The organism is Cyanobium sp. BA5m-21 (genome assembly GCF_024346235.1).
Lineage (GTDB): Bacteria > Cyanobacteriota > Cyanobacteriia > PCC-6307 > Cyanobiaceae > Cyanobium_A > Cyanobium_A usitatum.
The window spans coordinates 1-22,502 of the sequence record NZ_JAGQCO010000032.1; the positions used below are offsets into that span (position 1 = coordinate 1).

The 22,502-nt window shown below is 65.5% G+C and carries 23 protein-coding genes and 2 tRNA genes; 7 read left to right on the forward strand and 18 right to left on the reverse strand.

Annotated elements, in window-relative coordinates:
* On the forward strand, positions 1 to 471 hold a 471-nt coding region (locus KBY72_RS10235), incomplete at its 5' end, for a rhodanese-like domain-containing protein (protein WP_254993504.1).
* Between the two features lie 27 nt (positions 472 to 498).
* Here the strand turns inward: KBY72_RS10235 and KBY72_RS10240 are convergent.
* Entirely contained in the window at positions 499 to 1,647 is a 1,149-nt protein-coding gene (locus KBY72_RS10240; protein WP_254993505.1) for a cob(I)yrinic acid a,c-diamide adenosyltransferase, read from the reverse strand.
* A 64-nt stretch (positions 1,648 to 1,711) separates the two neighbouring features.
* Here KBY72_RS10240 and larE point away from each other — a divergent pair, with 64 nt between their 5' ends.
* Positions 1,712 to 2,584: an ATP-dependent sacrificial sulfur transferase LarE gene (gene larE / locus KBY72_RS10245; protein ID WP_254961910.1), complete on the forward strand. Its 873-nt coding sequence runs from the start codon at positions 1,712 to 1,714 to the stop codon at positions 2,582 to 2,584.
* A gap of 2 nt (positions 2,585 to 2,586) precedes the next feature.
* Here the strand turns inward: larE and speD are convergent, their stop codons facing one another.
* Both speD and recF read right to left on the reverse strand, forming a co-directional pair.
* The gene (gene speD, locus KBY72_RS10250; RefSeq protein ID WP_106632365.1) at positions 2,587 to 3,093 is read right to left on the reverse strand and encodes an adenosylmethionine decarboxylase; all 507 of its coding nucleotides are present in this window, start codon (positions 3,091 to 3,093) and stop codon (positions 2,587 to 2,589) included.
* 53 nt (positions 3,094 to 3,146) lie between these two features.
* On the reverse strand, positions 3,147 to 4,259 hold the full coding sequence (gene recF, locus KBY72_RS10255; RefSeq protein ID WP_254961925.1) for a DNA replication/repair protein RecF: 1,113 nt from the start codon (positions 4,257 to 4,259) through the stop codon (positions 3,147 to 3,149).
* Positions 4,260 to 4,323: 64 nt separating this feature from the next.
* Here recF and KBY72_RS10260 point away from each other — a divergent pair.
* Positions 4,324 to 4,397 (forward strand) — tRNA-Arg (locus tag KBY72_RS10260).
* A 129-nt stretch (positions 4,398 to 4,526) separates the two neighbouring features.
* Here the strand turns inward: KBY72_RS10260 and KBY72_RS10265 are convergent.
* The 8 genes from KBY72_RS10265 to KBY72_RS10300 all read right to left on the reverse strand — a co-directional run bounded on the left by KBY72_RS10265 (position 4,527) and on the right by KBY72_RS10300 (position 15,114).
* A complete protein-coding gene (locus KBY72_RS10265; RefSeq protein WP_106632363.1) occupies positions 4,527 to 4,988 on the reverse strand; it encodes a GNAT family acetyltransferase in 462 nt (153 codons plus the stop codon).
* Positions 4,989 to 5,038: 50 nt separating this feature from the next.
* A complete protein-coding gene (gene ppc / locus KBY72_RS10270) occupies positions 5,039 to 7,990 on the reverse strand; it encodes a phosphoenolpyruvate carboxylase (RefSeq protein ID WP_254961911.1) in 2,952 nt (983 codons plus the stop codon).
* Positions 7,991 to 8,034: 44 nt separating this feature from the next.
* Positions 8,035 to 9,213, reverse strand: a complete 1,179-nt coding sequence (gene gshA / locus KBY72_RS10275) for a glutamate--cysteine ligase (protein ID WP_254961912.1) — start codon at positions 9,211 to 9,213, stop codon at positions 8,035 to 8,037.
* Positions 9,210 to 10,763, reverse strand: coding sequence for an anthranilate synthase component I family protein (locus tag KBY72_RS10280; protein ID WP_254961913.1), 1,554 nt, complete (start codon positions 10,761 to 10,763; stop codon positions 9,210 to 9,212). The genes gshA and KBY72_RS10280 overlap by 4 nt, the downstream gene beginning before the upstream one ends.
* Before the next feature lie 68 nt (positions 10,764 to 10,831).
* Positions 10,832 to 11,263: a photosystem I reaction center subunit II PsaD gene (locus tag KBY72_RS10285; protein WP_254961914.1), complete on the reverse strand. Its 432-nt coding sequence runs from the start codon at positions 11,261 to 11,263 to the stop codon at positions 10,832 to 10,834.
* A 94-nt stretch (positions 11,264 to 11,357) separates the two neighbouring features.
* Positions 11,358 to 12,740, reverse strand: a complete 1,383-nt coding sequence (locus KBY72_RS10290; protein ID WP_254993507.1) for a sensor histidine kinase — start codon at positions 12,738 to 12,740, stop codon at positions 11,358 to 11,360.
* Positions 12,737 to 14,014, reverse strand: coding sequence for a rod shape-determining protein RodA (gene rodA, locus KBY72_RS10295; RefSeq protein ID WP_254993508.1), 1,278 nt, complete (start codon positions 14,012 to 14,014; stop codon positions 12,737 to 12,739). The genes KBY72_RS10290 and rodA overlap by 4 nt, the downstream gene beginning before the upstream one ends.
* A 5-nt stretch (positions 14,015 to 14,019) precedes the next feature.
* On the reverse strand, positions 14,020 to 15,114 hold the full coding sequence (locus tag KBY72_RS10300) for an Mrp/NBP35 family ATP-binding protein (protein ID WP_254993509.1): 1,095 nt from the start codon (positions 15,112 to 15,114) through the stop codon (positions 14,020 to 14,022).
* Between the two features lie 111 nt (positions 15,115 to 15,225).
* On the opposite strand from KBY72_RS10300, the gene hemF reads away from it, so the two are divergent.
* Positions 15,226 to 16,305 (forward strand): oxygen-dependent coproporphyrinogen oxidase, encoded by a 1,080-nt coding sequence (gene hemF / locus KBY72_RS10305; RefSeq protein WP_254961919.1) that lies wholly within the window; start codon positions 15,226 to 15,228, stop codon positions 16,303 to 16,305.
* Here the strand turns inward: hemF and KBY72_RS10310 are convergent.
* A complete protein-coding gene (locus KBY72_RS10310; protein WP_254993511.1) occupies positions 16,232 to 17,110 on the reverse strand; it encodes a dehydrogenase in 879 nt (292 codons plus the stop codon). The two genes, hemF and KBY72_RS10310, sit on opposite strands and share 74 nt — an antisense overlap.
* A 16-nt stretch (positions 17,111 to 17,126) precedes the next feature.
* Positions 17,127 to 17,711, reverse strand: coding sequence for a cofactor assembly of complex C subunit B (locus tag KBY72_RS10315; RefSeq protein WP_409995493.1), 585 nt, complete (start codon positions 17,709 to 17,711; stop codon positions 17,127 to 17,129).
* 36 nt (positions 17,712 to 17,747) lie between these two features.
* On the opposite strand from KBY72_RS10315, the gene KBY72_RS10320 reads away from it, so the two are divergent.
* Positions 17,748 to 18,425 carry a ribonuclease D gene (locus tag KBY72_RS10320; RefSeq protein ID WP_254937598.1) on the forward strand — a complete coding sequence of 226 codons (678 nt, stop codon included), beginning with the start codon at positions 17,748 to 17,750 and terminating at the stop codon, positions 18,423 to 18,425.
* Between the two features lie 15 nt (positions 18,426 to 18,440).
* Here the strand turns inward: KBY72_RS10320 and KBY72_RS10325 are convergent, their stop codons facing one another.
* On the reverse strand, positions 18,441 to 18,698 hold the full coding sequence (locus KBY72_RS10325) for a hypothetical protein (protein ID WP_254961923.1): 258 nt from the start codon (positions 18,696 to 18,698) through the stop codon (positions 18,441 to 18,443).
* A gap of 28 nt (positions 18,699 to 18,726) precedes the next feature.
* On the reverse strand, positions 18,727 to 19,977 hold the full coding sequence (locus tag KBY72_RS10330) for a lipid-A-disaccharide synthase-related protein (RefSeq protein WP_254961924.1): 1,251 nt from the start codon (positions 19,975 to 19,977) through the stop codon (positions 18,727 to 18,729).
* Positions 19,978 to 20,021: 44 nt separating this feature from the next.
* On the opposite strand from KBY72_RS10330, the gene KBY72_RS10335 reads away from it, so the two are divergent.
* Positions 20,022 to 20,092 (forward strand) — tRNA-Cys (locus KBY72_RS10335).
* Positions 20,093 to 20,127: 35 nt separating this feature from the next.
* Here KBY72_RS10335 and KBY72_RS10340 read toward each other — a convergent pair.
* Both KBY72_RS10340 and KBY72_RS10345 read right to left on the reverse strand, forming a co-directional pair.
* Positions 20,128 to 20,631 carry a hypothetical protein gene (locus tag KBY72_RS10340; protein WP_254993512.1) on the reverse strand — a complete coding sequence of 168 codons (504 nt, stop codon included), beginning with the start codon at positions 20,629 to 20,631 and terminating at the stop codon, positions 20,128 to 20,130.
* An 8-nt stretch (positions 20,632 to 20,639) separates the two neighbouring features.
* Positions 20,640 to 20,798 (reverse strand): hypothetical protein, encoded by a 159-nt coding sequence (locus KBY72_RS10345; RefSeq protein WP_254962265.1) that lies wholly within the window; start codon positions 20,796 to 20,798, stop codon positions 20,640 to 20,642.
* 35 nt (positions 20,799 to 20,833) lie between these two features.
* Here KBY72_RS10345 and KBY72_RS10350 point away from each other — a divergent pair, with 35 nt between their 5' ends.
* Entirely contained in the window at positions 20,834 to 21,805 is a 972-nt protein-coding gene (locus tag KBY72_RS10350) for an aldo/keto reductase (protein ID WP_254962266.1), read from the forward strand.
* On the opposite strand, the gene KBY72_RS10355 is transcribed toward KBY72_RS10350, so the two are convergent.
* Positions 21,802 to 22,443 (reverse strand): hypothetical protein, encoded by a 642-nt coding sequence (locus KBY72_RS10355; RefSeq protein WP_254962267.1) that lies wholly within the window; start codon positions 22,441 to 22,443, stop codon positions 21,802 to 21,804. The genes KBY72_RS10350 and KBY72_RS10355 overlap by 4 nt on opposite strands.
* Between the last annotated feature and the right edge of the window lie 59 nt (positions 22,444 to 22,502).

The window sequence follows — 22,502 nt, forward strand, 5'->3', positions numbered from 1 at the left end:
TTCGATGCCCTGGGCATGAAGTTCCGCGAGCTCAAACTGCGGCCCAACCCCGAGCGCCCGGTGATCGACAAACTGATCGACTACCAGGAGTTCTGCGGCGTGGGCGGCAGCGCCCCCGGCCAGGAAGAAGCCGGTGCGGTGGAGAGCATCAGCGTGGGCGAGCTCAAGGGCCTGCTCGATGGCGACACCTCCGGCCTGGTGCTGATCGATGTGCGCAACCCCCCTGAGGCGGACATCGCCGTGATCCCCGGCGCCGTGCTGATCCCCCTCGATCAGATCGAGAACGGCACGGCCGTGGAACGCATCCAGCAGCTGGCGGCGGGCAAAACCCTCTACGCCCACTGCAAACTGGGCGGCCGCAGCGCCAAGGCCCTGATCGCCCTCAAGCGCCACGGCATCGACGGCATCAACGTGACCGGCGGCATCGACGCCTGGAGCCAGGAGGTGGATCCGAGCGTGATGCGCTACTGAGGCCTGGTCTCAGTAAGTAATCCAGCATCAGTAATCCACGCCCCGTTTGAGATCGACGCCGCGCTCGGCGTAATGCTTGTGGCACACCATCTCGGAGTGCACCGAAGCCAGATCGAAATAGGCAGGGCGGTTTTTACAGCGGCCGGTGAGGATTACTTCCGTTTCAGCGGGCTTGCGCAGCAGGGTTTGCACGATCGGCTCCACCGGCAGTAGCTCCAGATCCACTGTCGGGTTGATCTCATCGAGGATCACCGTTTTGTAGAGGCCACTAGAGATGGCGGCCCGGGCGATCTCCCAGGCCCGCTCAGCTTCCACGTAGTCGATCGGCTGCTGCTGGCCGCGCCACACGATTGCATCGCGCCCGGAGCGCAGGTGATCCACCAGGTGGGGATAGCTCTCGCGCAGAGCGGCGATGGCGGCATCTTCGGTATAGCCAGCGCCACCTTTGAGCCACTGCAGAATCAGCACCCGGTGGCTTTTGTCCTGGCTGATGCCACGGCCGATCGCCTGCAGCCCCTTGCCTAGGGCGCTGGTGGATTTCCCCTTGCCTTCACCGGTGTAAATCTCGACGCCTTCCAGGCCTCCGGGGCCCTGGTGGGCACGCATTTCTGAGTGCAGGTCGGCCAGTTGCACCAGCTGGCGGGGCGCACCGCGACCTGTGCAGATCACTTCCATGCCGTCGGGTTTGGCCGCCAGGGTGCGGGCTACATCTTCGATATCAAGCAGGCCCAGATCCAGCACCGGGTTGAGCTCGTCGAGCACCACCACCGAGTAGAGGTCGCTGGCGATGGCCCCTTTGGCAATGTCCCAGCCCCGCTGCGCCTCCTGCCGGTCGAAGCGGGTGGCTTCCTCGGCGCTAAAAAAGTCTCCCCTGCCGGTGCGCACCTGGTCGATCAGGTGGGGGAAGCCCTGTTGCAGGGCTTCGATGGCGGCATCTTCGTCGTAGGCCCGGCCGGGCCCCTTTAGGAAGCGCAGCAGCAGCACCCGTGTGCGTTTTTCCTCGCAGATACCCAGGCCGATGGTGCGCAGAACCACCCCTAGGGCCGCCTGGCTTTTGCCCTTGCCATCGCCGTCATAGACGTGCAGCTGGCCGTGGGCGCGCTCATCGCTGCCGGCCGCCGTACGGATGCCGATACCCCGGCCTGTTCCCCGTTGCGGCGTCTGGGTGCTGCTCATATGGCGATGTTACCGGCGTCATTGGGGTAGGGGTTGCCAAGATCTGGGCAGGAGTTTGGTGGCGATGCTGTTTTCCCCGTTGGAGCTGTTGCCGCCGCCGTTGGAGCTGGCGCTGGCTTCGCTGCGTCAGCAGTTGGCGTGCCTAGATCGGCTCGTGCTGGCCTATTCCGGTGGCGTTGATAGTTCCCTAGTAGCTGCTCTCGCCGTAGAGCAACGCGGCGAGGCGGCTTTGGCGATTACGGGTGTGTCTCCGGCCCTAGCCCCCCACCTGCGGGCGGAGGCGGCGGAGCAGGCTCGTTGGCTGCGGATCACCCACCGGGAGATCGCTACGGCGGAGCTGGCAGATCCGGCCTACGCCAGTAATCCGGACCAGCGCTGCTACGCCTGCAAGCGGGAGCTGCACCGGCTGCTGGCGCCGATCGCGGCCGCGGCGGCAGGGGCGACCGTGCTCGATGGCGTCAATGCCGAGGATCTAGATGATCATCGGCCCGGCATTCGGGCCGCAAAGGAATTCGGAGTGCGTTCGCCCCTGGCCGAGGTGGGCCTCGACAAGGCCGGCGTACGCCAAATTTCTCGGTCCCTGGGATTGCCCTGGTGGGACAAGCCTGCCCAGCCGTGTCTGGCTTCGCGCTTTCCCTACGGCGAACCGATCACGGCGGAGCGGCTGGAGCGGGTGGCTGCAGCGGAAGCCTGGTTGTTGGCAAGGGGATGGCCCCAGGTGCGCGTGCGCTCCCAGGGCCAGACGGCTCGGATTGAACTGCCTCCCGCCCAATTGGATCGCGCCCTGGGTTTGTGGGCCAAGCCCGAAACCAGGCAGGCGCTGGTGGCGGCCTTCCTGGAGTTGGGCTTTAGCGCCGTTGGGCTGGATCTGGAGGGGCTGGTGAGCGGCAAGCTCAACCGGGAACTGGGCTCCGCCAACCGGTGGTTAGCCGGCTGAGATCAGAGGGTCACCGCGGCGGTGAAGCCATGCTCCTGCAACGGATCACGCGGGCTCTCAGCAATCGACGGCGGTGTCTCGCGGCGGAAGCTGGTGAGCTTGTGGTCGTTGGCTGAAAGCTCGGCGGCGAGTACCGCACAGGCTTTCTCCGGCATCGTGTGATCACCGCAGGTGAACACATCAACCGCCGCGTAGCCCGATTCCGGCCAAGTGTGAATCGAGATATGGGATTCGGCCAGCAAGGCCAATCCCGTAACCCCTTGGGGTTCGAATCGGTGGGTGATCAGGTTGAGGAGGGTGGCACCGGCACGCTTCGCTGCTGCGGTGATGGTGTCCCTCAGGAAGGCTTCGTCGTCGAGCTTGGCGCTGTCGCAGCCATAAAGCTCAAGGATGCAGTGTTTTCCGACCGTTTCGGAAATCTGGTGAGGCAGGGGAGAGGCTGCGGTGGTAGCAGCAGGGGCCTCGGTCCATCCCGGGTTCGGGTGGAGGCAGGGCAGGGTCTGGGTCATCGAATCCGACCAAACAAGCTTCCAACCATACGCTGTCAGCCAGGTATTGGGGCCTAGCTGTCCAAGTCAGTTGGCATCTTCGGATCGAGCTGGCCGGCGCGCATCCGCACCACCTGGCTTTCGGCTTGCCAGCCCCCACTGAAGGCTCCCAGGTGGGTGGCACTCACCAGGCACTGGTGACCTTCGCCCACCGCCTCGAGCAGCAATTGTTGCCGCTCCGGGTCTAGCTCGGCGAGCACGTCGTCGAGGAGCAGTAGGGGTGGCTCCCCCAGGACGGAGCCCACAAGCTCGAGCTCAGCCAGCTTGAGGGCCAGTACCAGGGTGCGTTGCTGGCCAGCCGAGCCGTAGCGGCGGGCCGGTTGGCCGGCCAAGGCCAGCTCTAGCTCGTCCCGGTGGGGCCCCACCGTGCATTGCCCCAGCCGCAGTTCCTCTTGGCGTTGAAGCTGTAGCTGCTCAAGCAGGGATTGACGCCAAGGCTCCTCAGCCTCCTCTCCCGCCAAGACGGTGCCGCTTTGGTAATTCAGTTGCAGCTGTTCACGGCCTCCGCTGAGCCGCTCCTGCCAGGCTGCGGCCAGGGGCTCGAGGCGCCGGATCGCTCGGAAGCGGCGCCGGTGTAAGCGGGTGCCGATCACGGCCATTTGCAGATCAAAGGTGTCGAGTAGGGCCAGCAGGCTGGTTCCCCCCAGGCCGCGCCGCAGCAATTGGCTGCGCTGGCGTAGCAGCCGGCCGTAGCGACTCAGCAGGTCGCCGTAGAGAGGCTCGAGCTGCAGCACCACCCGGTCGAGCCACTGACGCCGGCCAGCGGGCTCGCCCCGCACCAGCTCGAGGTCGAGGGCGCTGAAGCCCACGCAGCGCAGCGAACCCAGCAGGTCAAGCTGGCGCTCCAGCTGCTTGCCGTTGCGCTGGGCCTGCCTGCCGGCACTTCGGCGCAGCTCCAGCTGCAGCTGGTCCCCGCCGCTGGTGAGGGCGCGCACCTGGCCGCTGGCCTCGCCGTGCTGGATCAAATCACGATCGCTACTGGTGCGGTGGGATCGCAGGCAGCCAAGTAATTCCACCGCTTCCAGCAGGTTGGATTTGCCCTCGCCATTGGCCCCGATCACCAGCAGCCGGGGAGCTTCCAGGCTCAGCTCCAGCCGACTGATATTGCGGAAACGCAGCAGCTCCAGGCGATGCAGCCGGATGGGTCTGATGCGGTGTGCGGTTAAGGTAAGTCAGGCAGGGTGCCATTAAGGGCATGTAGCTCAGTTGGATAGAGCATCAGATTCCGGTTCTGAGGGTCGGGGGTTCGAGTCCCTCCATGCTCGTCACCCAACCGCATCCCGCCCCACCTCTCCCCACCGCCGAGGCAGTTAAGGCCCAGGCGGTGGGGTTTTTGCTTAGGAACTGTGGTTTGCGGCCCAAGCCCAGCTTGAAATCAACTCTCTAGCTTGAGATCAATTCTCCAGCTTGAGCCCCATGGCGCGGATGCCCCCCGGATCCACGGCAAACCCGTAGCGCTCCAGGGCAGCAAGGGCCTGGGGCGGGGCTGAAAGCGAAATACTGCACCCCGCCAGCTCCCGGCGCAATCGGCCCAAGGCGGCATGGACAAGCACCGCCAGGATCTCTGCCTCAGCTGGATCGGCAGGATCGGCGCAAAGGTCCCAGAGGTTGGCATTGAGGGCGAGGTCGCTGGTAGCTCTGACAAAACCCACCAGCTGGCCATCGGGGCCCGCCACGCCCAAGTGCCAAACGCTTAGCTCCAGCACCCGCTGCCAGCGCTCAGGCTGCCGGGGCTGATCACCCGCTGCCACCAGCAGCCTGTTGAGCGCTTCGGCACTGGGCAGTAGGCCATCGGCCAGCAGGTGGTAACCATCCCTCAGTTGTGGGGCTTGGGGCTGGCTGCGGAACGGGATCAAGAGGGAGTCCAGAGCTGGGCTGATCTAGGTAGGGGCTGAAGGGAATGGACTCAGCCGGTGTTGCGCATGCCCGCCGCGATGCCGTTGATAGTGAGCAGGGCGCCTCGCAGCAGTTCACTGCGGCTATAGGTGCGCCCATCGTCGCTGCTGCTGGCGCTCGTTTCACTCATCGGTGGTTGGCGGTTTTGGTCGCGCAGGCGTCTGAGCAGGGCCACCTGCAGGAAGCCGAGCGGAATGATCGTGCGGTTGCGTAGATCCACCGAGAGCTGCAAGGCAGGATCGCCATCCAGCAGTCGGCTGTGGCCGGTGATCGCCAGCACCAGATCGCGGGTAAGGCCAAATTCGGCAGCGATCGACTGGAAGATTGCTTCAAAGGCCTCGCGGTTTTCGCTGCGGCCCAGGGCCTGGACGTAGTGGTGGGCCAGGTCGAGATCCACCTTGGAGAGGGTCATCTCCACTTTGGAAATCAGCATGCGGAAGAACGGCCAGCGCTGGTAGAGCAACCGCAGTAGCTCCAGCTGGCCTGGATCCTGGTCGAGCTCCTCCTGCAGGGCGGCTCCCACCCCAAACCAGCTGGGCAACAGGAAGCGGCTCTGGGTCCAGCCGAATACCCAGGGGATGGCCCGCAGGCTTGAGAGGTCCTTGGCGCCACTCTTGCGGCGGGCCGGGCGGCTGGAGATCTGCAGCTTGCTGATCTCTTCGATTGGGGTCACCTGCTGGAAGAAGGCCACCAGGTCGGGGTTGTCGTGCACCAGGGCCCGGTAGTGGTCGCGGGAGCGGGCCGCCAGTCGGCCCATCAGCTCGTTCCAGCTGGGGGTTTCGTCAACGGGGCTGCTCACCAGGCTGTTCTGCAACACGGCGGTGGTGACCGTTTCCAGGTTGTAGAGCGCTAGCTCCGGCAGGGAGTATTTGGAGGCCAGCACCTCCCCCTGTTCGGTGATCTTGATGCGGCCGCTGAGGGTGCCGCTTGGCTGGGCCAGGATCGCCTGATAGGCGGGCCCACCACCGCGGCCCACCGAGCCGCCCCGGCCGTGGAAGATGCGCAGGGCGACGCCGTGCTCGATGGCCAGACGCTGCAGGGCGATCTGGGCCTTATGGATTTCCCAGTTGCTGGAGAGGAAGCCCGAATCCTTATTGCTGTCGGAGTAGCCCAGCATCACTTCTTGGAGTGGCTGGCCACCGTCACTGCCCAGCAGGGCTAGGTAAAAAGGATGGCGGAACAGGGTGCCCATCACCGCTGGCGCCTTCTGGAGATCCTCCACCGTTTCAAACAGCGGCACCACCAGCAGGCCGGCGCGCTGGGCAAGTGGGTCTACTAGCCCGGCCTCCTTGGCCAGCAGCAGCACCTCCAGCAAATCGGACACCGTGTGACTCATCGAGATCACATAGGTGCGGCAAATACGCGATCCGAATTCCTGCTGCAGCCTCTGCAGCATCCGGAACACGGCGAAGGTTTCGGCTGTGGCGGCACTCCATTTGGCCGTGGGCGGCAGCAGGGGGCGGCGGGTCTGGATTTCGCTGAGCAGCCATTCGACCCGCTGGGCCTCATCCATCTCGCCGTAGGGCACGGCTAACTGCAAGTAGCGGCTGAGTTCGTCGAGGGCATCGCTGTGGCGGGTGCTCTCCTGGCGGATGTCCAGGCTGGCAAGGCAGAAGGCAAAGATCTGGGCCTGGCTGATCAGGTGCTGCAGCGATTCGCAGCTCAGGCCAGTGCGCTCGAGGCTGTCTTGGATCAGTTCCAGGTCGTAGCGGAATTCATCAACCGTGCTGTAGTGCAACTCCTGGGTGGGAGCGGGGGCCATGCTGCCCCCCATCGGCGGCGGTGGGGCGCTGCCATCGCAGGGAGACTCCCAGCCGGCATCGGCCAGTTGCTGGTTGCGTTGGTGGGTGAGCCGCAGCCGCTCCATGGTGTAGCTGAGCTTGAGCCGGTAGGGCTCGAGTCGGTAGCGGGCAGCCCGCTCCTCGTAGATCTCCGGGAAGCGCAGCCGGTCCATTTCCAGCGACTCCAGCAGGGCCGGGCTCACCTGGCTCCACTGCATCGAGATGCTGAGCTGGTCACTGAGCTCGTTCACCGCCTTGAGATAGCGCTCCAGCATCAGCTGGCGTTGATAGCAGGCGGTGCGCCAGGTGATGTCCGGTGTCACCGAGGGGTTGCCGTCCCGGTCTGAGCCCACCCAGGAGCCGAAGGTGCAGAACGAATCCCGTGGCGGTTCCACGTCTGGATAGCTCAGCTTCAGGGCGGCGCGAATGCGATCGCGTAGCTGGGGCATGGCGTCGAAGAGCACCTGCTGGAAGTAGTGCAGGGCGTAGTCGACCTCGTCGAGCACCGTCGGTTTGAACTGGTGTAGTTCGTCGGTGCGCCACCAGAGCCGGATCTCCTCCTCTAGCTGGAGTCTCAGGCCTTGGCGCTCAAGGCAATTGAGGCCGCTGCCCTGCTCCAGTTTCTGGATCAAGGTGGCCACACGCCGCTGCTTGTGCCGCACCGTATGGCGCACAATTTCGGTGGGGTGGGCGGTGAACACCAGCCGCAGGTCGAGGGTGCGCAGCAACTTCTCCAGCTGGGCTGGCGGCACATTCAGGCTGCGCAGGCGGGCGAACAGCTGGCGAAAGGTGGCCGGGTCGGTCTGGTTGGCGAGGGCCGGCAGGAAGGGATCGCTGGGGCCATTTTCCTGGTTTTTGAGGCTGTCGAGGTAGGTGTCCTCCTCGATGTGTTGCTCGAGGATGTTGACCAGCTGGAAATAAAGAGAAAAGGCCCTGGCCGCGGCGATTGCCTCGGCCAGATCCATCTCGCGGATCAGCTGCACGATCGCCCCAGTGACATCAGCCTCGTCTGGGTCACTCAGCTGCTTGAGGCGCAGCAGTCGCTCGGCCTGCTCGGGGGGGCACTCGCTGCGCAGCACCGTCTCCCAGAGATCTTCAACTAATTCGAGACGCTCGCCCAGCAGCCGCGTGACCCGCTGGGAAGCCGGTATCGCTTCGCTGGCTGCAGCGGGAGTGGGCATGGACTGCCGCATTGGAGCTGAATTGGCGGCGGAGTGATTTTCGATCATCCCAAAGGACCAGGCACCCCGTCTGTGGCGATTGCCTCAAGTAGCTCGGCCTCCTGGCTTGCCATCGCCTCGACGGTCTGGTTGAGCAGGGTCGGGATCGACAGGCCAGCCTGGTGTCCGGCTAGCCAGCTCATGGCCTGGTTGCCCTGGTCAAGGACGCCCTGCAGGGGGGCGAGCACCCGGGTTAGGCCCAGCTCTTCAGCAAGTGGAGCCAGATCTGCCAGCTCCTGAGCAAGCCAGTCTCGGACCTGGATCGGGGCCCCATTGCGCCAGTGCATCACGCTGGCATCAAGGCTGGAGCGGGCTGCGGCCCGGTCGTTGGCATCGGCGAGGGCGGCTAGCTGGGATGGGTCCAGGCTGCTGGCCTGGAGTGGGTCGTAGCGCTCCGGTTCTCGCATCAACTGCTGTAAGCGCAGTTCGGCGAAGGCCGTAATCGCCAAAAGCACGAGTGGATCGGTGACCAGATCGCAAATGCGAATCTCCAGCCGGTTGAGGTCGTGGGGCCGGTTGTCGCCATTGGGCCGCACTGATGTCCAGAGATGGCGCACGTTTTGCATGGTGCCCAAGGCCAGTTGCTCGCCCATCCAGCTGATGTAGTGCTGGTGATCCAGGAACAGGGGCACCTCCGCTGGCGTCAGGGGAAACTGCAGCCAGCGCTGGGAATGGGCAGCGGTTACAACCCCGTCGAGAAAGGGCGAGCTGGCGCTGAGGGCCAGGAGCAGGGACGCTTCGCAGCGCATCAGGCGCAGGCCCGCAAACAGGCTGGTCATCGGCTCGAGGCCGTGGCCTGCGGTGAGCCCCAAGTTGATGTGCACACTGGCTGTAACCACCTTGGTGCCGTAGGTGGCCTCGATGTAGCCGTGATACGGATTGGCCGGATCTGAGCGCTCAAAACGCTGGCTGTCCCCCAGGCTCAGCGTGCTGCCGGGCAGCAGGGTGAGCTGGCGGCTGGCGAGCCAGCGGCGCAGCCGTTGGCGGGGCTCGAGCAGCAGTTGCAGTTGCCGGGCGTAGTCGGCATCCGGGGGAGTGATGTATTCGAGGTTGCGGCAATCGGGCTCGGTTACGAACCCCTCGAGGGCGGCCGCAGCCTCGGCGCTGCAGCCCACCACCGTGCCATCGGCACGGCCGGTGTAGAGCTCCACCTCAAAACCTTTAAGCAACAGGGGGGCGCTCATGGCTGGGCCGGCAGCAGGCAGGCCAGGGCTTTGAGCATGCCGCGGGCTTTGTTCAAGGTTTCCTGGTATTCGAGTTCAGGCTTGGAGTCGGCCACTACTCCAGCGCCGGCTTGCACCTGCACCCGCCAGCCTCCTTCGGGGTGGGGTAGCACCACCATCGTGCGAATGGTGATAGCGGTGTTGAGTGCGCCAGCCAGGTCAACCCCGCCATACACCCCGGAGTATGGGCCTCGGGCGTCGGGCTCCAGGGCGTGGATCAGCTGCATAGCCCGAATTTTGGGAGCGCCACTGACCGTACCGGCGGGGAAGGAGGCCATCAGCAGGTCCCATACCGTTTGGCCCTCGGCCAGCAGGCCCTCCACCTGGCTCACGATGTGCATTACGTGCGAGTAGCGCTCGATCACCATCAGCTCGCTCACCTTGACGGTGCCTGGCTGGCAGACGCGGCCCAGGTCGTTGCGGCCCAGATCCACCAGCATCACGTGCTCGGCCCGCTCCTTGGGATCAGCCAGCAGCTCCGCCTCCAGGGCCAGGTCTTCGGCCTCATCGGCGCCCCGGGGGCGCGTGCCTGCGATTGGCCGTAAAGAAGCCTTCACTCCCCCTGCGGCCGTTGGTTCTGCCTTCACCATCACCTCCGGACTGGAGCCGATCAGATACCATCCGCCGAAGTTGAAAAACGCCATGTAGGGCGAGGGATTCACCATCCGCAGGCTGCGGTAGAGCTCGAAGGGATCGCGATCGATGCGGGTTTCCAGCCGCTGGCTGAGCACCAGCTGGAACACGTCGCCAGCTTCGATGTGCCCTTCCCCGCAGCTCACGGCGGCTTCGAAAGCCTCCTGGCCGACGTTGCTGGTGGTCCGCAAATTGGCAGCGATGTCACCGGCAGTGGCGTCGTGCCAGTTCAGGGGGGTGCCGGCACCCGGCAGGGGGGCGTGCATGCGCTCCTCTAGGGCCTGGATGCGGGCTGCGGCCGCGGCGTAGGCGGCCTGTGGATCCTGGCCGCCACTCAAATCGGCGTAGGCCACTGCGGTGATCTGGCGCTTCACCTGGTCGAACACCAGCAGGCTGTCGGCCAACATCCAGCAGCCATCAGGCGGTGCACCCTCGGCCGCCGGATGTACCGGCACGCTGGGTTCGATCCAACGGATCAGCTCGTAGCCCCAGAAGCCAAATAGCTGGCCCACCGGTGGCAGACCGGGGATCGGCGGGCTGGATAGGGGCTCTAGGCACTGGCGCAGCAGGTCGAAGGGGTTGCCCTGCAGCCGCTCCTCGGAGCCGGTGCGCCACTGGCGCACACTTTGGTCGCCCCGGCTGGTGAGGGTCCAGAGCGGATCAGACACCACAAAGCTCCAGCGGCCGATGCGCTCACCACCTTCCACCGACTCCAGCAGCACGCCATGACTGCTACCAGCTCCGGCCTTCAGCCAGGCGGTGAGAGGGGTTTCCAGATCTGCAGGCCAGCGCTTCCAGAGGGGGATGAAGTTGTGGCCAGCCGCGACTGCCTCGAGAAAAGCCTGTTGGGCTAAGCCATCGCGATCGGGGCTGGTCATCGGACAAGCGGGCAGGCAAAAAAAACGGGGCGCCTGGCCCCGCCTTTATAGGGGTTGGTTAACGCAGCTCAAGCGTCGAAGGTGTTCTTGCCGGTGAACTTGAGATTGGCGGGATTTTGGTTGGCGCCGATGCGGCGGGGGTTATGACCAACCATGGTGCGACCCTCATTGACCTTCTCGGGGAAAACGCCGTCCTTGGGGTGCAGGAACTCGGTGTCGCCGCCAGGGAAGATCCGGTAGATCTTGTAATCCTCGATCCGGGGCTTGAACTTGGTGCGCAGCTGGGTGCCCAAGGCGAGGCACTGCTCCTTGCGGGCGAAGTACATCAAATTTTCGCCCGCATTCATGTGGGCCGCGCCACCGGTGGGCAGCTCGAAGACTTGCTCCTTCGGGCTGCTCCAGGTGATGGCGTATTTCTCCTCAGTTTCAGCAGAGTTCAGCAGGCCGCCGGTGCTGCCGATGTACTTCGGGAGTTGACCGCTGAGCACCGTCGCTGCCATGGCTTTGGAACGTTTCAGCCGGAAACTAGCACCGTGGTTTTGACCGGATCGGGGCTTCTGCCGCACTCTTCACACCCGTCAACAAACCGGCCCTTCAGCAAACCGGGAAAAACACGGTCAAGCCGCTGCCGTTGCGCTCGGTGAGGCGACCGCCGAGCCGATGGAACAGCCGCTGGGTGGCTTGACGGCTCAGCTGCAGGCTGCCGGTGGTGGGGTTCCAGCTCAGCACAGGCCCCACCAGCTCCCTCTGCTCGCCGTTCCCCATCCCGTCGTTCTCGCTGGGGTCGTGGCCCTCGCTGTTGAGCTGCAGCTTCAGCCTGCTGCCGGCCGGCAGCAGGCTCACGGTCACGCGGCTGCCGCTGGGCAGGCCGCGGCTGAAGCGGTCGATAAGACCGCCCAGCATGGTTTCGAGCCGGGCCGGATCGCTCAGCACCGGCGACAAGCCATCGGCTACCGCCAGCTCTAGGTCCAGGCCGCGGCGCGCCAGTTGCCGCTGCCACAGTTCTTGCTGCTGGTGCAGCACCGCACTGAGGTCGGTGCGGGCCAGGTCGTGGCTTTCAAGGGGCTGTTCGCAGCCTGGTTGGCGTTGCAGCTCGGCCGCTAGGAAGATCAGGCCGAAGCGATCGATTTGCTCACTGCATTCGCCGTCGATCTGCTCGAGGCGCTGGCGCACCACCGACGGCAAGTCGTTGCGCCGCAGCAAGGAGCGGATCAGGGTGCGGATCGTGGCCAGCGGTGTGCGCACCTCGTGGGTGAGGGCCTCGAGCAGGGCTAATTCGCTGCTAACAGCTCGTGGGGTGTCGCTGGCCTGGCGCTCCTGGGCCTGGGCTGGGCGATCGCTACCGCCATGCACCAGGGGCTGCAGGGTCAGGCTGGGGGCCATGGCGGCCAGCCGTTCCCCCAGCCGCGGCCAGAAGCGCAAGCCCAGTTGGTCGTCGCTGCGCAGGGGCCCCAGTCGCTCTAGGGCGCTGCGCAGGTCTGCCGAGGCTGCGGGATCCTGGCTCAGTAGGCGCCCATGGATAAGGCCTAGGGCCTCGGACAGGGCCTCAGGGTCGAAGCGAACAATCAGGCGCCGGCCTTCAGCCGGGCCATCGAGGCAAAGGGCTACCTGTAGCTGGGGGGTTATCACCAGCAGGAGGGGGTCGGTGCCGTCCTCCTCCGCCAGCGCTAGCCGCTGAAAGCTGCCGCATGGAGCTGGGTTGCCGGCTCCTGGCAGAAGGGGTGCCGGGCTGGGCAGCAGGCCATCTAGGTCGCTTGGGGCCCAAACCCAGCCCTGCAGCTGCTGCAACAGGGCTGGTTCATAGAGGGCGGGCAGTGGCGCGGCCAGCCATAGGCCCTGGAGGGGTTGGTGGGGCAGCAGGAAATCCTCCTGCAGGGTGGCCAGGGCTGCCCACCACTGCCGCCGCGCGCAGTCCTCGTTGCCGACTCCGGTTGGCACCCCTTCAGCCAAACAACGTCGCAGGTCGGCCAGGCTCACCAGCGGCCCTGGGCCGTGCGGCCCAGGCGGGCGGCTGAGGCGCACAGCCCAAGGGAGATGAAGTTCACCAACATGGCGGACCTTCCATAACTCAGCCAGGGCAGGGGGATGCCGGTGATGGGACCTAGTCCAATGGTCATGTTGATGTTCACCACCACTTGGAACATCAGCATCGCCCCAATTCCCACCACCACCAGGGCCTCGTAATCGCTGCGGGCCCGTCCAGCGATCTGTAGCAGGCGCCACATCAGCAGGGCGAAGCCGGCCACCACCAGCACCGAGCCGAGAAAACCGGTTTCCTCGCCAAGGGCGCTGAAGATGAAATCGGTGTGTTGCTCAGGGATAAACCGCAGTTTGGTGAGGGAGCCTTGCATCAAGCCGGTGCCCCAGATCTGCCCTGAGCCGATGCCCACGGTGCTCTGCAGCAGGTGGTAGCCGCCGCCGAGGGGATCCTGGGCGGGGTCAAGAAACAAGGTAAGCCTGGCTCGCTGGTGGGGGCGCAGGCCGTGCTCCCAGAGCCAGGGGGTGGCGATTGCGAAGATCCCCTGCACCGCAAGGCTGATCGCCAGGGCCACCCGCTTCCAGGGCAGGCTCTTCCAGGCCAGCCAGCCCATCAGGGGCACCCAGCCCAGTAGCAGCCAGGGCAGGGTGCCTGCCACGATCGCCGCCACAAGAGGGGAGAGCAGCAGCACCACCCAGGCCCCAGGCATGCCAGCCCAAAACAGCATCACCAGCAGTACGGCGCCAAACACAAGCGAGCTGCCAAGGTCGGGTTGCACAAAAACCAGCAGCCAGGGCAGGGCGATCAGGCCCACTGGACGGATCAGGTCAACAGGACGATCAACCGGGTGTCTGGCTAGAACCCCAGCGAGCAGCAAGATGGCGCCCACCTTGGCGAATTCCGAGGGCTGCACATAAAAGCCGCCAATGTTGATCCAGCTCTGGGCCCCTAGGGCGCTGGTGCCGACAACTCTTACCGCCACCAGGCTGGCGACCATGGCGATATAAATCGGCCACTTAAATGGGATCAGCCGATCCAATGGCATTCGCGCCAGCAGGAGGGCCACCACCATGCCCACCGCCGCCGTTACCCAGTGCTGGTACCAATCGGCGTAATTCGCTTGGCGCTGGGTGCTGGCAATCAGGATCCCGGCGATCGCCACCATTGCCAGCGGTACCCCCCAGAGGATCAGGTCCACGTCGGCTAGGGGGCTGCGCCGGCTGCTGCGGCCACTAAAAAATCGCGGGTTTCGCCGCCCCAACTGGCTCAGCATGGGCTTCAGGCTGGCACCAGATGGGCGGCGCTGAGCTGGCGGGCCAAAGCCAAAAAGCCCCGGGCGCTGATCGAATCGGGGTGGCTGAGCACTACGGGGCGTCCGGCATCCCCTCCCTCCCGCACGGGCATCTCCAGGGGGAGTTCGGCCAGTAGGGGCACTCCGGCCTCTTCAGCCAGGCGAGAGCCGCCGCCGCTGCCGAATAGGGCATAACGCTTGTCTGGAGCATCAGGGGGAATGAAGACGCTCATGTTTTCCACCACACCCAGCACGTCCACCCCCATCTGCAGAAACATCGCCAGGCCCCGGCGGGCATCAGCTAGGGAAACCAGCTGGGGAGTGGTGACGATGATCGCCCCGGCCATCGGCACCGCCTGGGCGATGGTGAGCTGGGCATCACCGGTGCCAGGAGGCAGGTCGACGATCAGCACATCCCTTTCGCCCCAGTCGACTTGGTAAAGAAACTGGCGAATGATGCCGTTGAGCATCGGCCCCCGCCAGATCACGGGCTGGTTTTCCTGGATCAGCAGGCCCATCGACACCATGGCGATGCCACAGGTTTCGATCGGTTTCATCACTTGCTGGGCGCCTTCGCCGCTCACTTCAGGCGTGCGATCAGCCACTCCCAGCATGGTGGGGGCATTCGGCCCGTAGATGTCCGCATCGAGCAAGCCCACCTTCAGGCCTGAAGCCGCCAGGGCACAGGCCAGGTTCACCGCAACCGTGCTCTTGCCGACTCCGCCCTTGCCACTGCTGACGGCGATGACCTGACGCACCCCAGGGATGGGCTGGCGCTCTGGCAGTTGACCCCGTTCCTGCCCTTGACCATGACCTGCGGCACCGATTGGAGCGCCGCCGCTGGGCTGGTCCAGCTCAATTTGAACGTCGTTGATGCCTTCAAGGGCGAGCAGGGCCGCCTTGGCTTCGGCGGCGATGCGATCCCGCTGGCTCTGGGCAAAGCCAGGTAGGGCAAGGCGAAATACGGCCCGATCCTCCACCAGTCGCGTCTGCTGGATCCAGCCCAGCTCGATCAGGCTGCGCCCGCTGCCGGCATCCTGAACGGCGTTGAGGGCGGCCTGAGCCTGCTCCACAGATGCCATCGGAAATCCAATCAGAGACTGCGATCCTAGGGGCCCTGCCGCTGCCTTTGACCGTCACCATGGCCGTGACAGACCCTCTCGATTACTTGTCTGGGGGGAGGCTGGGCTGAAATGGTTAAACCTTTCCAGCGTCCATGTGGCGCAGCGTCGATGCCTAAGGCCCTGCTGGAAGCTCCACCGGCCGACTCCCGCTCCAGGGCTAAGGCCCTGCTGATGGGCTTGCAGGACTCTATTTGCGCCGGTTTAGAAGAATTTGATGCCGAGGGTTGCTTCGCCGAGGAGAGCTGGGAGCGTCCGGAGGGAGGCGGCGGTCGCTCTCGAGTGATGAAGGGCGGCCGTGTCTTCGAGCAGGGCGGCGTCAATTTCTCAGAGGTAGAGGGCTCGGAGCTGCCCCCCTCGATCCTCAGCCAGCGGCCGGAAGCCAAGGGGCACCGCTGGTTTGCCACCGGCACCTCGATGGTGCTGCACCCCCGCAACCCCTACATCCCCACCGTTCACCTCAACTACCGCTACTTCGAAGCGGGCCCGGTGTGGTGGTTTGGCGGCGGCGCCGATCTCACTCCCTATTACCCGTTCCTGCAAGACGCCCAGCATTTCCACCGCACGCTCAAAGGAGCCTGCGACAGCGTTAATCCCGCTTTTTATCAGGTGTTTAAGCCCTGGTGCGACGAGTACTTCTTCCTCAAGCATCGGGACGAGACCCGCGGCGTGGGCGGCATCTTTTACGACTACCAGGATCCCCGCGGGGTGCTCTACAAGGGCCAGGACCCCGATGGGCCTGCGGCGGCTGTGAGCAACCAATTAGGCCCGGTGCCGCAGAGTTGGGAGCAGCTGTTTGCCCTGGCCAGTGCCTGCGGCAACGCCTTCCTGCCCAGCTACTTGCCGATCGCTGAGAAGCGACAGCACACCCCTTATGGCGAGCGGGAGCGCCAGTTTCAGCTCTACAGGCGGGGCCGCTATGTGGAGTTCAATTTGGTGTTTGACCGGGGCACGATTTTCGGCTTGCAGACCAACGGACGTACCGAGTCGATCCTGATGTCTCTGCCGCCCTTGGTGCGCTGGGAATACGGATATCAGCCGGAGGCTGGCAGCCGTGAGGCCTTGCTCACAGACCTGTTCACTCGTCCCCAGGATTGGCTGGAGGACGGCTCGCTTGCGGACCGCTGCGCCCCCCATCAGGCGCTGAATTAGGTGATGGGTTGATGGTCGCTGGTTTGGTGGCGGCCAGACCAGGCATTGGTGGGGCTGGTTGCAAGCCCTGCTCCAGACCCCGTTGTAAAGCTGAAACCACTCGCTCAGCGATCGCTTGGAGAGCGCCATTGCGGCTGCGGGGATCTCGCAGCGATGCTTCTAGCTGGCCCTCAAGTTTGCCGATCTCGAGAATGGCGATGCCCCGCTTGGGGGCTCCCAGGCCGTCGCGGAAGAGCAGGGGATAGGGGCCAAAGGCCAGCGCCAGGCTTTCGTCTAGTCGGGTTGGGTGGCGATGCAGGGGAGGGATCAGGCCTGAACCCACACCATCTGGTCCGTAGGCGTCGTAGTGGATTTCCAGGACATACCCACCGGCTTGGGCATGGGCTTTGCCCACGCTCCAGTTGGTGCGTGGATCGTCGCCGTCAGCAATGCTGCGCAGCGGTGGGTCGTAGAAGCGGATGGCCAGACCCCTCTGCTGGCCAAGGGCCACCACCGCCTGGGCGGTGAGCAGGTTCCAATAGAGCTCGTCGCGCATGCCCGGCTGCATCGGCGCGGCTGCGCCGAGGTCGACGGCTTCTCCCCCTGTGCCGGCTCCGCCAATCCCCTGGGAATCGGCATGACCCGCCAGCACCAGGATTTCGGTGCTGCTGGGCAGCTCAGCCAGACCTCGCCAGTTTTTGCTCAGCCGGCTGCGCGGCCCTGTGAGCGGATCAAAGTTGGCCAGCGGCGGTGCTTGGGCAGCAGCGCCCCCAGCTATGGCAAGCACTCCGGTCAAGACGAGAGCCAGGGGGCGGAATCGTTGCATGACTGCCAGGCAAGGGTCAGATGGGGGAGCTGAGCAGCTTGCCGTCGCTGAATAGGCCCAGCTTGGGACCCATTTCCAATTCGAGCGCAATTAGCTCATCGCGGTGAGCCCGCAGCCGCAAGGCGCTGCCCGTGGCGCTGTCATGGCTGATCAGGCGCAGCTCCAGGGTTTCGGCCCGCATCGCCCGATTGCGATAAATCAGCCCAGCCGCCGGCCCCAGCAAGGCCAGCAGCAGGGGCCACCAGCCCAGCTGGGGCAGCAGCTGGCGCAGCACCAGCCCCAGGCAGGCGGCCCCCACCGCTCCCAGCACCGAGAGCAGCACCGCCAACCAGGGGCTGGCCGCCACCTCGGCGCGGAAGCAGAGTTGGCGGCGCTCGGGGTCAGTGGATTCGGCGCGCCAACCGCGTTGCAGCAGCCATTCGCTCAACTGGCTCAACACCTCCAGAGGCGGCCGCGATGAGCGCACCTCGACCGTGGTGGTGCGGTCTTTACTGGCGGCACGCAAGAAAAAAACCAGGCCTACGGCTAGTAGCAGGGTGAGCAGCAGGGTGGAGCTGAGGTTGGCCATCCATCCCATTGTGACGCCGCCCCTTGGGGGCATGGCTTGTCAGCATGGCAAGGCATTCGCCCTTTCCGTGTGACCGCTTCGTCTGCCCCCAGCAACCTGCCGGCTCCCGCCCGCTTCGCCGTGTTTGACGGTGATCTCGATGCCGAGTGGGCAGCCCTTTACGCCGGGGCTAGGGCGCTGGCGGTGGACACCGAGGCGATGGGTCTGATTCATGGCCGCGACCGGCTCTGCCTGGTGCAGATCTGCGACGACCACGACAACGTTTGCTGCATCCGCCTCCACCGCGGCCAGAGCTCGGCACCCCGGCTCCAGGTCTTGATGGAAAACCCGGCGATTGAAAAAGTTTTCCACTTCGCCCGCTTTGACGTGGCGGCCCTGGCTGAAAACTTGGCAATTGCCGTCGATCCGATTTTTTGCACCAAGGTGGCCAGCCGGCTGGGCCGCACCTACAGCCCCCGCCACGGCCTCAAGGAAGTGGTGCAGGAGCTGGTGGGCATTGAGCTCGACAAGCAGGCCCAGAGTTCCGATTGGGGCCGGGTGGAAGATCTCTCGGAGGTCCAGCTGGCCTACGCCGCCGGCGATGTGCGCTATCTGCTTCCCGCTCGCGATCGGTTGGAAACCATGCTGAAGCGGGAGGAGCGCTGGCAGCTGGCTGAGCGTTGCTTTGGCTGCATCCCGGTGTTGGCCGATCTGGATCGCCAGCGCTTTCACCTGCTCTTTGAGCATTCCACCGGCGGCAACCGCTGAAGGGTCCCGGCCAGCTCAGTCCTCCACCATGAAGTTCTCGTCGTTGCCGACGGCCTCCAGCTGGGCGCTGAGCAACTCATGGTGGTTTTCGCCGCTGGCCTGGGCTTCCGCAAGCATCTGCTGGGCCAGGGCGAGCTTGGCTGCGGTTTCTTTCAGGCCTTCCTGGGAGCTGCGCACGTCGACCTTGCGGCGGGCGGCCGCCAGGCTGATGCTCAATTGGCTGGCCAACATGCCGCAGGCGGCGTTGTAGGCCCGATCGGGGATGCCGGCCATGGGCGACGTAGCTGCGGGGGTGGCCGCATCATCCCAGTAGCTGTTGCTCCACCAGCTCGGCTAGCTGGGCGCTGCCACCGGCGGGCCCCATCCGCCCCCGGCCCAGGGCGCCACGCCGGGTGCATTCGCTGGGATCGGCGAGGAGTTGGTGCAGTTTTAGGGCCAGCTCCTGTTGGGAATGGCAGGGCACGACGGCGCCCCCAAGCAGCCGGCTCTGGCGGCGGGCAAAGCCTGGCTTGAATTGGGGCCCCGGGCCCGGCAGCGACAGGCAGGGCACCCCTAGCCCCGCTAGTTGCTCCGTGGCAGTGCCCGCAGTGGCCAGGCCCAGCTCGGCCCAGCCTGCCCAGGCGGCGAAGCGGTTTTGGCCAAGCAGCAGGGTCCAGCGGCCCAGCTGCCAGCTGCTAATTGCTCCGCTGGCGGCGCTAGCTGCTGCAGGCGCTAGGGGCGTAAAGCCCGCTTGCTCCAGCAGCTCGGCCCAGGCGGCGGCCGTAGGCGCCGATCCAGAGGCCACTAGCACGGTGGTTGGCCGCCGCGGCGGCTGCAGGCTGAGGCAGCCCAGCAGCCGGCGGGCATTGCTGAGGGCTTCGGGCAGGCGGCTGCCGGCCAGCAGGATTAGGCGCCGCTGGCTTGCCAGCCCGGCCGGCAGAGGGGTGTGGCGGAAGCCATCCATCATTGGGTTGCCAGGAGCCAGGGCTGCCACCTTGTGGCGCCGCAGCCCTTGGGTGGTGAGCTGGTCGCGCACGGCCACGAGCCGGCAGCGCCGGCTGCCCATCAACGCCCATTCCCACGGATCCCATTCGCTGCCCTTGCAGCGGTGGTAGGCATCAGCGAGCGGTGTGGCCGCCCAGCCCGCTGGGGCTGGCGTGGCCCAGGTGTGGTCGCTTTTGGGGGTGCCGATGAAGCCGAATCTGCCGCCGCCGCTCCAGGCCAGCAGTAGGGGCAGCAGGTCGCCAATTGCTAGCACCGGGCTGCCTTGACGGGCCGAGTGGCGCACTAGTTGCAGTTGGCGCCAGCTCAGCTGGGGCAGGCCGGCCCCGAGGTCGCGGGCCAGGCCCCTCAAGCTCTGGTTGCTGAAGCCACCACTAGGCAGCTGCAGCTGGGGGCCGATCCGCTGCAGGTGGCCGGCAGCTGCGTCGGCGCTGAACGCCTCGCCGAGCCCCACCAGGGGCAATACCTGGATTTCCAGGTTGGGCCGCCGCACCCGTAGGGCCTGCAGAACCCGTTGGGCGATCAGATCCTCACCGTGGCCGTTGCTTAGAACCAGCAGACGGGAGGACATGCCGTGGCTGATACGATCCGCTGCAGGGAGTTTGCTCCCCGGCCGGCGGCATGGCCAAGTGGTAAGGCAGAGGATTGCAAATCCTTTACCCCCAGTTCGAATCTGGGTGCCGCCTTTATTAATGGCTTCGGCTTGAAGCTCCGCCTCATTTCAGAGGCGGGCCTGAGCTTCCCAACTCTGTCCGCTGGAATCACTGGCCTCGCACCTCAGGCGATGGCGTTCCAGCAGGCATGTCCCTTTGGCTAGCTGGGCCCGGGGCAAGGTGGGCGCTGGAGATCCGTCTAATTCCACGTTGGTGGCAACCGTGGTCACATCCAGCCGGATAGGCCATTGCGGTTTGCATTCGCCATCGGCGCCGCAGCGCATCGGCTTTTGACCGGGGGCGAGCACACCGGCGAAGACCAGGCTTCTGCTGCCGAATAGTTGGTTGGCAGAGGGCGTGATCAGGCGCACACTCAGCAGCCCCTCCATGTTTTGTTTAAGCCGCAACCGGACGCAGTTCTGCTTCTGTTCGCGCAGTAGCTGGGGTTGCCCCATCTGGCCGTGTCTCAGCGAGCAGCCCCTTAGCCCGATCTCCCAGCGCCCGAAGCCCCCTGCTTGGGCGGCGCTGGCCCAGGCCAGCAGCATCAGGCCCAGGCTGAACATCCGAGCCATGGGAGTGCTCAGTAGCCCGAGTCGGCCACGCAGCTGCCCTGGCAGCTGATGCCATTGCTGGCGGTGCGTCCGCAGTGTTGGCAAAGAACCGGGTCTGGGGGGAGCGCCGGTTCGGCTGCAGCATTGGGCAAGCTGGCGGTGCTGCCGGGGTTAAGGGCATCGGACATTTTGGGGAGTATCAGGGTTGGCAAGTAACTCCACGATGGCGCATCCAGTGGGGCAGCCCGGCATCGGCGTTGGCACTTGGGCCTGGGGAAATCAATTTCTTTGGGGCTACGACCCGAGCCAGGATCCGGTGCTTGAAGCCACCTTCCGGCGGGCTGTGGCCTGCGGCCTGCACACCTTTGATACCGCGGATTCCTACGGCACTGGCAGGTTTAACGGCCGCAGTGAGGCCCTTTTGGGCAGCTTTGCGGCGGCCCTACCGGCGACCCAGCGCGACCAGCTGCTGGTGGCTACCAAGCTCGCCCCCTTCCCCTGGCGACTGGGGCGCCGCGGCTATGAACGGGCTTTTGCGGCTTCGAAACGGCGCCTTGCCGGTCGAATTGATTTGGTGCAGTTGCACTGGAGCACGGCTCGCTACGCCCCCTGGCAGGAGGGGCCCCTGCTGGAGGGTCTGGCTGATCTGGTGCAGCAGGGGGAGGTGGCGGCCCTTGGCGTTTCAAATATGGGGCCCCGTCGCCTGCGGGCGGTGCACCGGCGCTTGACCGAGCGGGGGGTGCATCTCAGCAGCCTCCAGGTACAGCTATCGCTGCTGGCACCCGATCCGATCCAGCCGGGCGGCGTGGCGGAGGTCTGCCGTGAGCTGGGTATCCGTTTGATCGCCTACAGCCCCCTGGCCCTGGGGCTGCTGGCCAGATCAATGGCGGCTGGGCCTTTACCTAGGGGACCAAGGGGAGCTCTATTCCGCCGGCTAGCTCCCGCCTTGGTTGAGCTCCAGGCTGAGATGGCCCGAATCGCCGCCAATCGCGACGCCAGCCTGGCGGCGGTGGCCCTCAACTGGTGCCGGGCCCACGGCGCTTTGCCGATTCCCGGCTTGCGCCGTCCGGAGCAGGTGGAGCAGGCCGCGGCGGCCCTGGCCTGGAACCTGTCTGAGCAGGAGCGCCGCCGTTTAGATGATCTGGCGCTGGGATTGCAGGTGGGCATGCCTGCCAATCCCTTCCTGAGCGACTAGCTGGCCTGGGGGGCTGGATCGAGGGTGAGCACCACCGGCATGGCCTGGTGGCGTACCAGGGGCACCACAGGGCTGGGACCGTGGTCACCGAGGCTTTCCGCTTCGGCGGCCGCTTCGGGGCCGCAGGCTGCCAGGGCTTCCTGCAGCAGGGAATCGAAGGTGGCTCCAGGCAGCCGGTGGCGTGCCAGCTCCAGGAAGGCTCGAGCCAGAGACTCACCAGCCGCTGCCCTCAGTGCGGGGTTGTTGTGGCGAAGCTGCAGCTCGTCATCGATTGAGCGCAGGAAGCGCTCCGTGACATCCCGCTTGGTGGAAGCCCGGATCCTGGTGTCCTGTTCGGCCTGGGATAAGAAAGGCTGAGCCTCAAGCTCCTCAAGCCGGCGGCCCAGGCTTTCAAGCACTTCCCGCGCTTCCTTGGTCACGTGGGCCAGTTGGCCGTCTGAGAGTCGGGGCAGGTCGGCTACATAGACCTTGCCGTGATCTCGCAGGGTGAGGAAGGTGGGCCTCACCCCCCCCCGCTGGGGCGCTGCCTGAAGCTCTCGGGGGCGCTGCGGCCGGGTTGGGGCTACGGGGCCGGCCGAGCTGCGGCGGCGGGTGATGCGTTGACCGGTGCCGAGGGGAGGTGCAGCGGAGGTGCCCAAGGGGCTTGGGGGCGCTATTCGCTGTGGTGAACCTATTGATTGCGTCATGACGCCACTCC

Excerpts from the sequence above, each read along its gene's own strand:
- KBY72_RS10285 (WP_254961914.1), bottom strand. The coding sequence starts at position 11,263 with ATGGCAGCGACGGTGCTCAGCGGTCAACTCCCGAAGTACATCGGCAGC.
- hemF (WP_254961919.1), top strand. The coding sequence starts at position 15,226 with ATGGTTAAACCTTTCCAGCGTCCATGTGGCGCAGCGTCGATGCCTAAG.
- speD (WP_106632365.1), bottom strand. The coding sequence starts at position 3,093 with ATGACCCAGACCCTGCCCTGCCTCCACCCGAACCCGGGATGGACCGAG.
- KBY72_RS10310 (WP_254993511.1), bottom strand. The coding sequence starts at position 17,110 with ATGCAACGATTCCGCCCCCTGGCTCTCGTCTTGACCGGAGTGCTTGCC.
- ppc (WP_254961911.1), bottom strand. The coding sequence starts at position 7,990 with ATGCCCACTCCCGCTGCAGCCAGCGAAGCGATACCGGCTTCCCAGCGG.
- KBY72_RS10240 (WP_254993505.1), bottom strand. The coding sequence starts at position 1,647 with ATGAGCAGCACCCAGACGCCGCAACGGGGAACAGGCCGGGGTATCGGC.
- larE (WP_254961910.1), top strand. The coding sequence starts at position 1,712 with ATGCTGTTTTCCCCGTTGGAGCTGTTGCCGCCGCCGTTGGAGCTGGCG.
- KBY72_RS10300 (WP_254993509.1), bottom strand. The coding sequence starts at position 15,114 with ATGGCATCTGTGGAGCAGGCTCAGGCCGCCCTCAACGCCGTTCAGGAT.
- KBY72_RS10315 (WP_409995493.1), bottom strand. The coding sequence starts at position 17,711 with ATGCCCCCAAGGGGCGGCGTCACAATGGGATGGATGGCCAACCTCAGC.
- KBY72_RS10280 (WP_254961913.1), bottom strand. The coding sequence starts at position 10,763 with ATGACCAGCCCCGATCGCGATGGCTTAGCCCAACAGGCTTTTCTCGAG.
- KBY72_RS10330 (WP_254961924.1), bottom strand. The coding sequence starts at position 19,977 with ATGTCCTCCCGTCTGCTGGTTCTAAGCAACGGCCACGGTGAGGATCTG.
- KBY72_RS10345 (WP_254962265.1), bottom strand. The coding sequence starts at position 20,798 with ATGTCCGATGCCCTTAACCCCGGCAGCACCGCCAGCTTGCCCAATGCT.
- KBY72_RS10340 (WP_254993512.1), bottom strand. The coding sequence starts at position 20,631 with ATGGCTCGGATGTTCAGCCTGGGCCTGATGCTGCTGGCCTGGGCCAGC.
- KBY72_RS10325 (WP_254961923.1), bottom strand. The coding sequence starts at position 18,698 with ATGGCCGGCATCCCCGATCGGGCCTACAACGCCGCCTGCGGCATGTTG.
- gshA (WP_254961912.1), bottom strand. The coding sequence starts at position 9,213 with ATGAGCGCCCCCCTGTTGCTTAAAGGTTTTGAGGTGGAGCTCTACACC.
- KBY72_RS10350 (WP_254962266.1), top strand. The coding sequence starts at position 20,834 with ATGGCGCATCCAGTGGGGCAGCCCGGCATCGGCGTTGGCACTTGGGCC.
- rodA (WP_254993508.1), bottom strand. The coding sequence starts at position 14,014 with ATGCTGAGCCAGTTGGGGCGGCGAAACCCGCGATTTTTTAGTGGCCGC.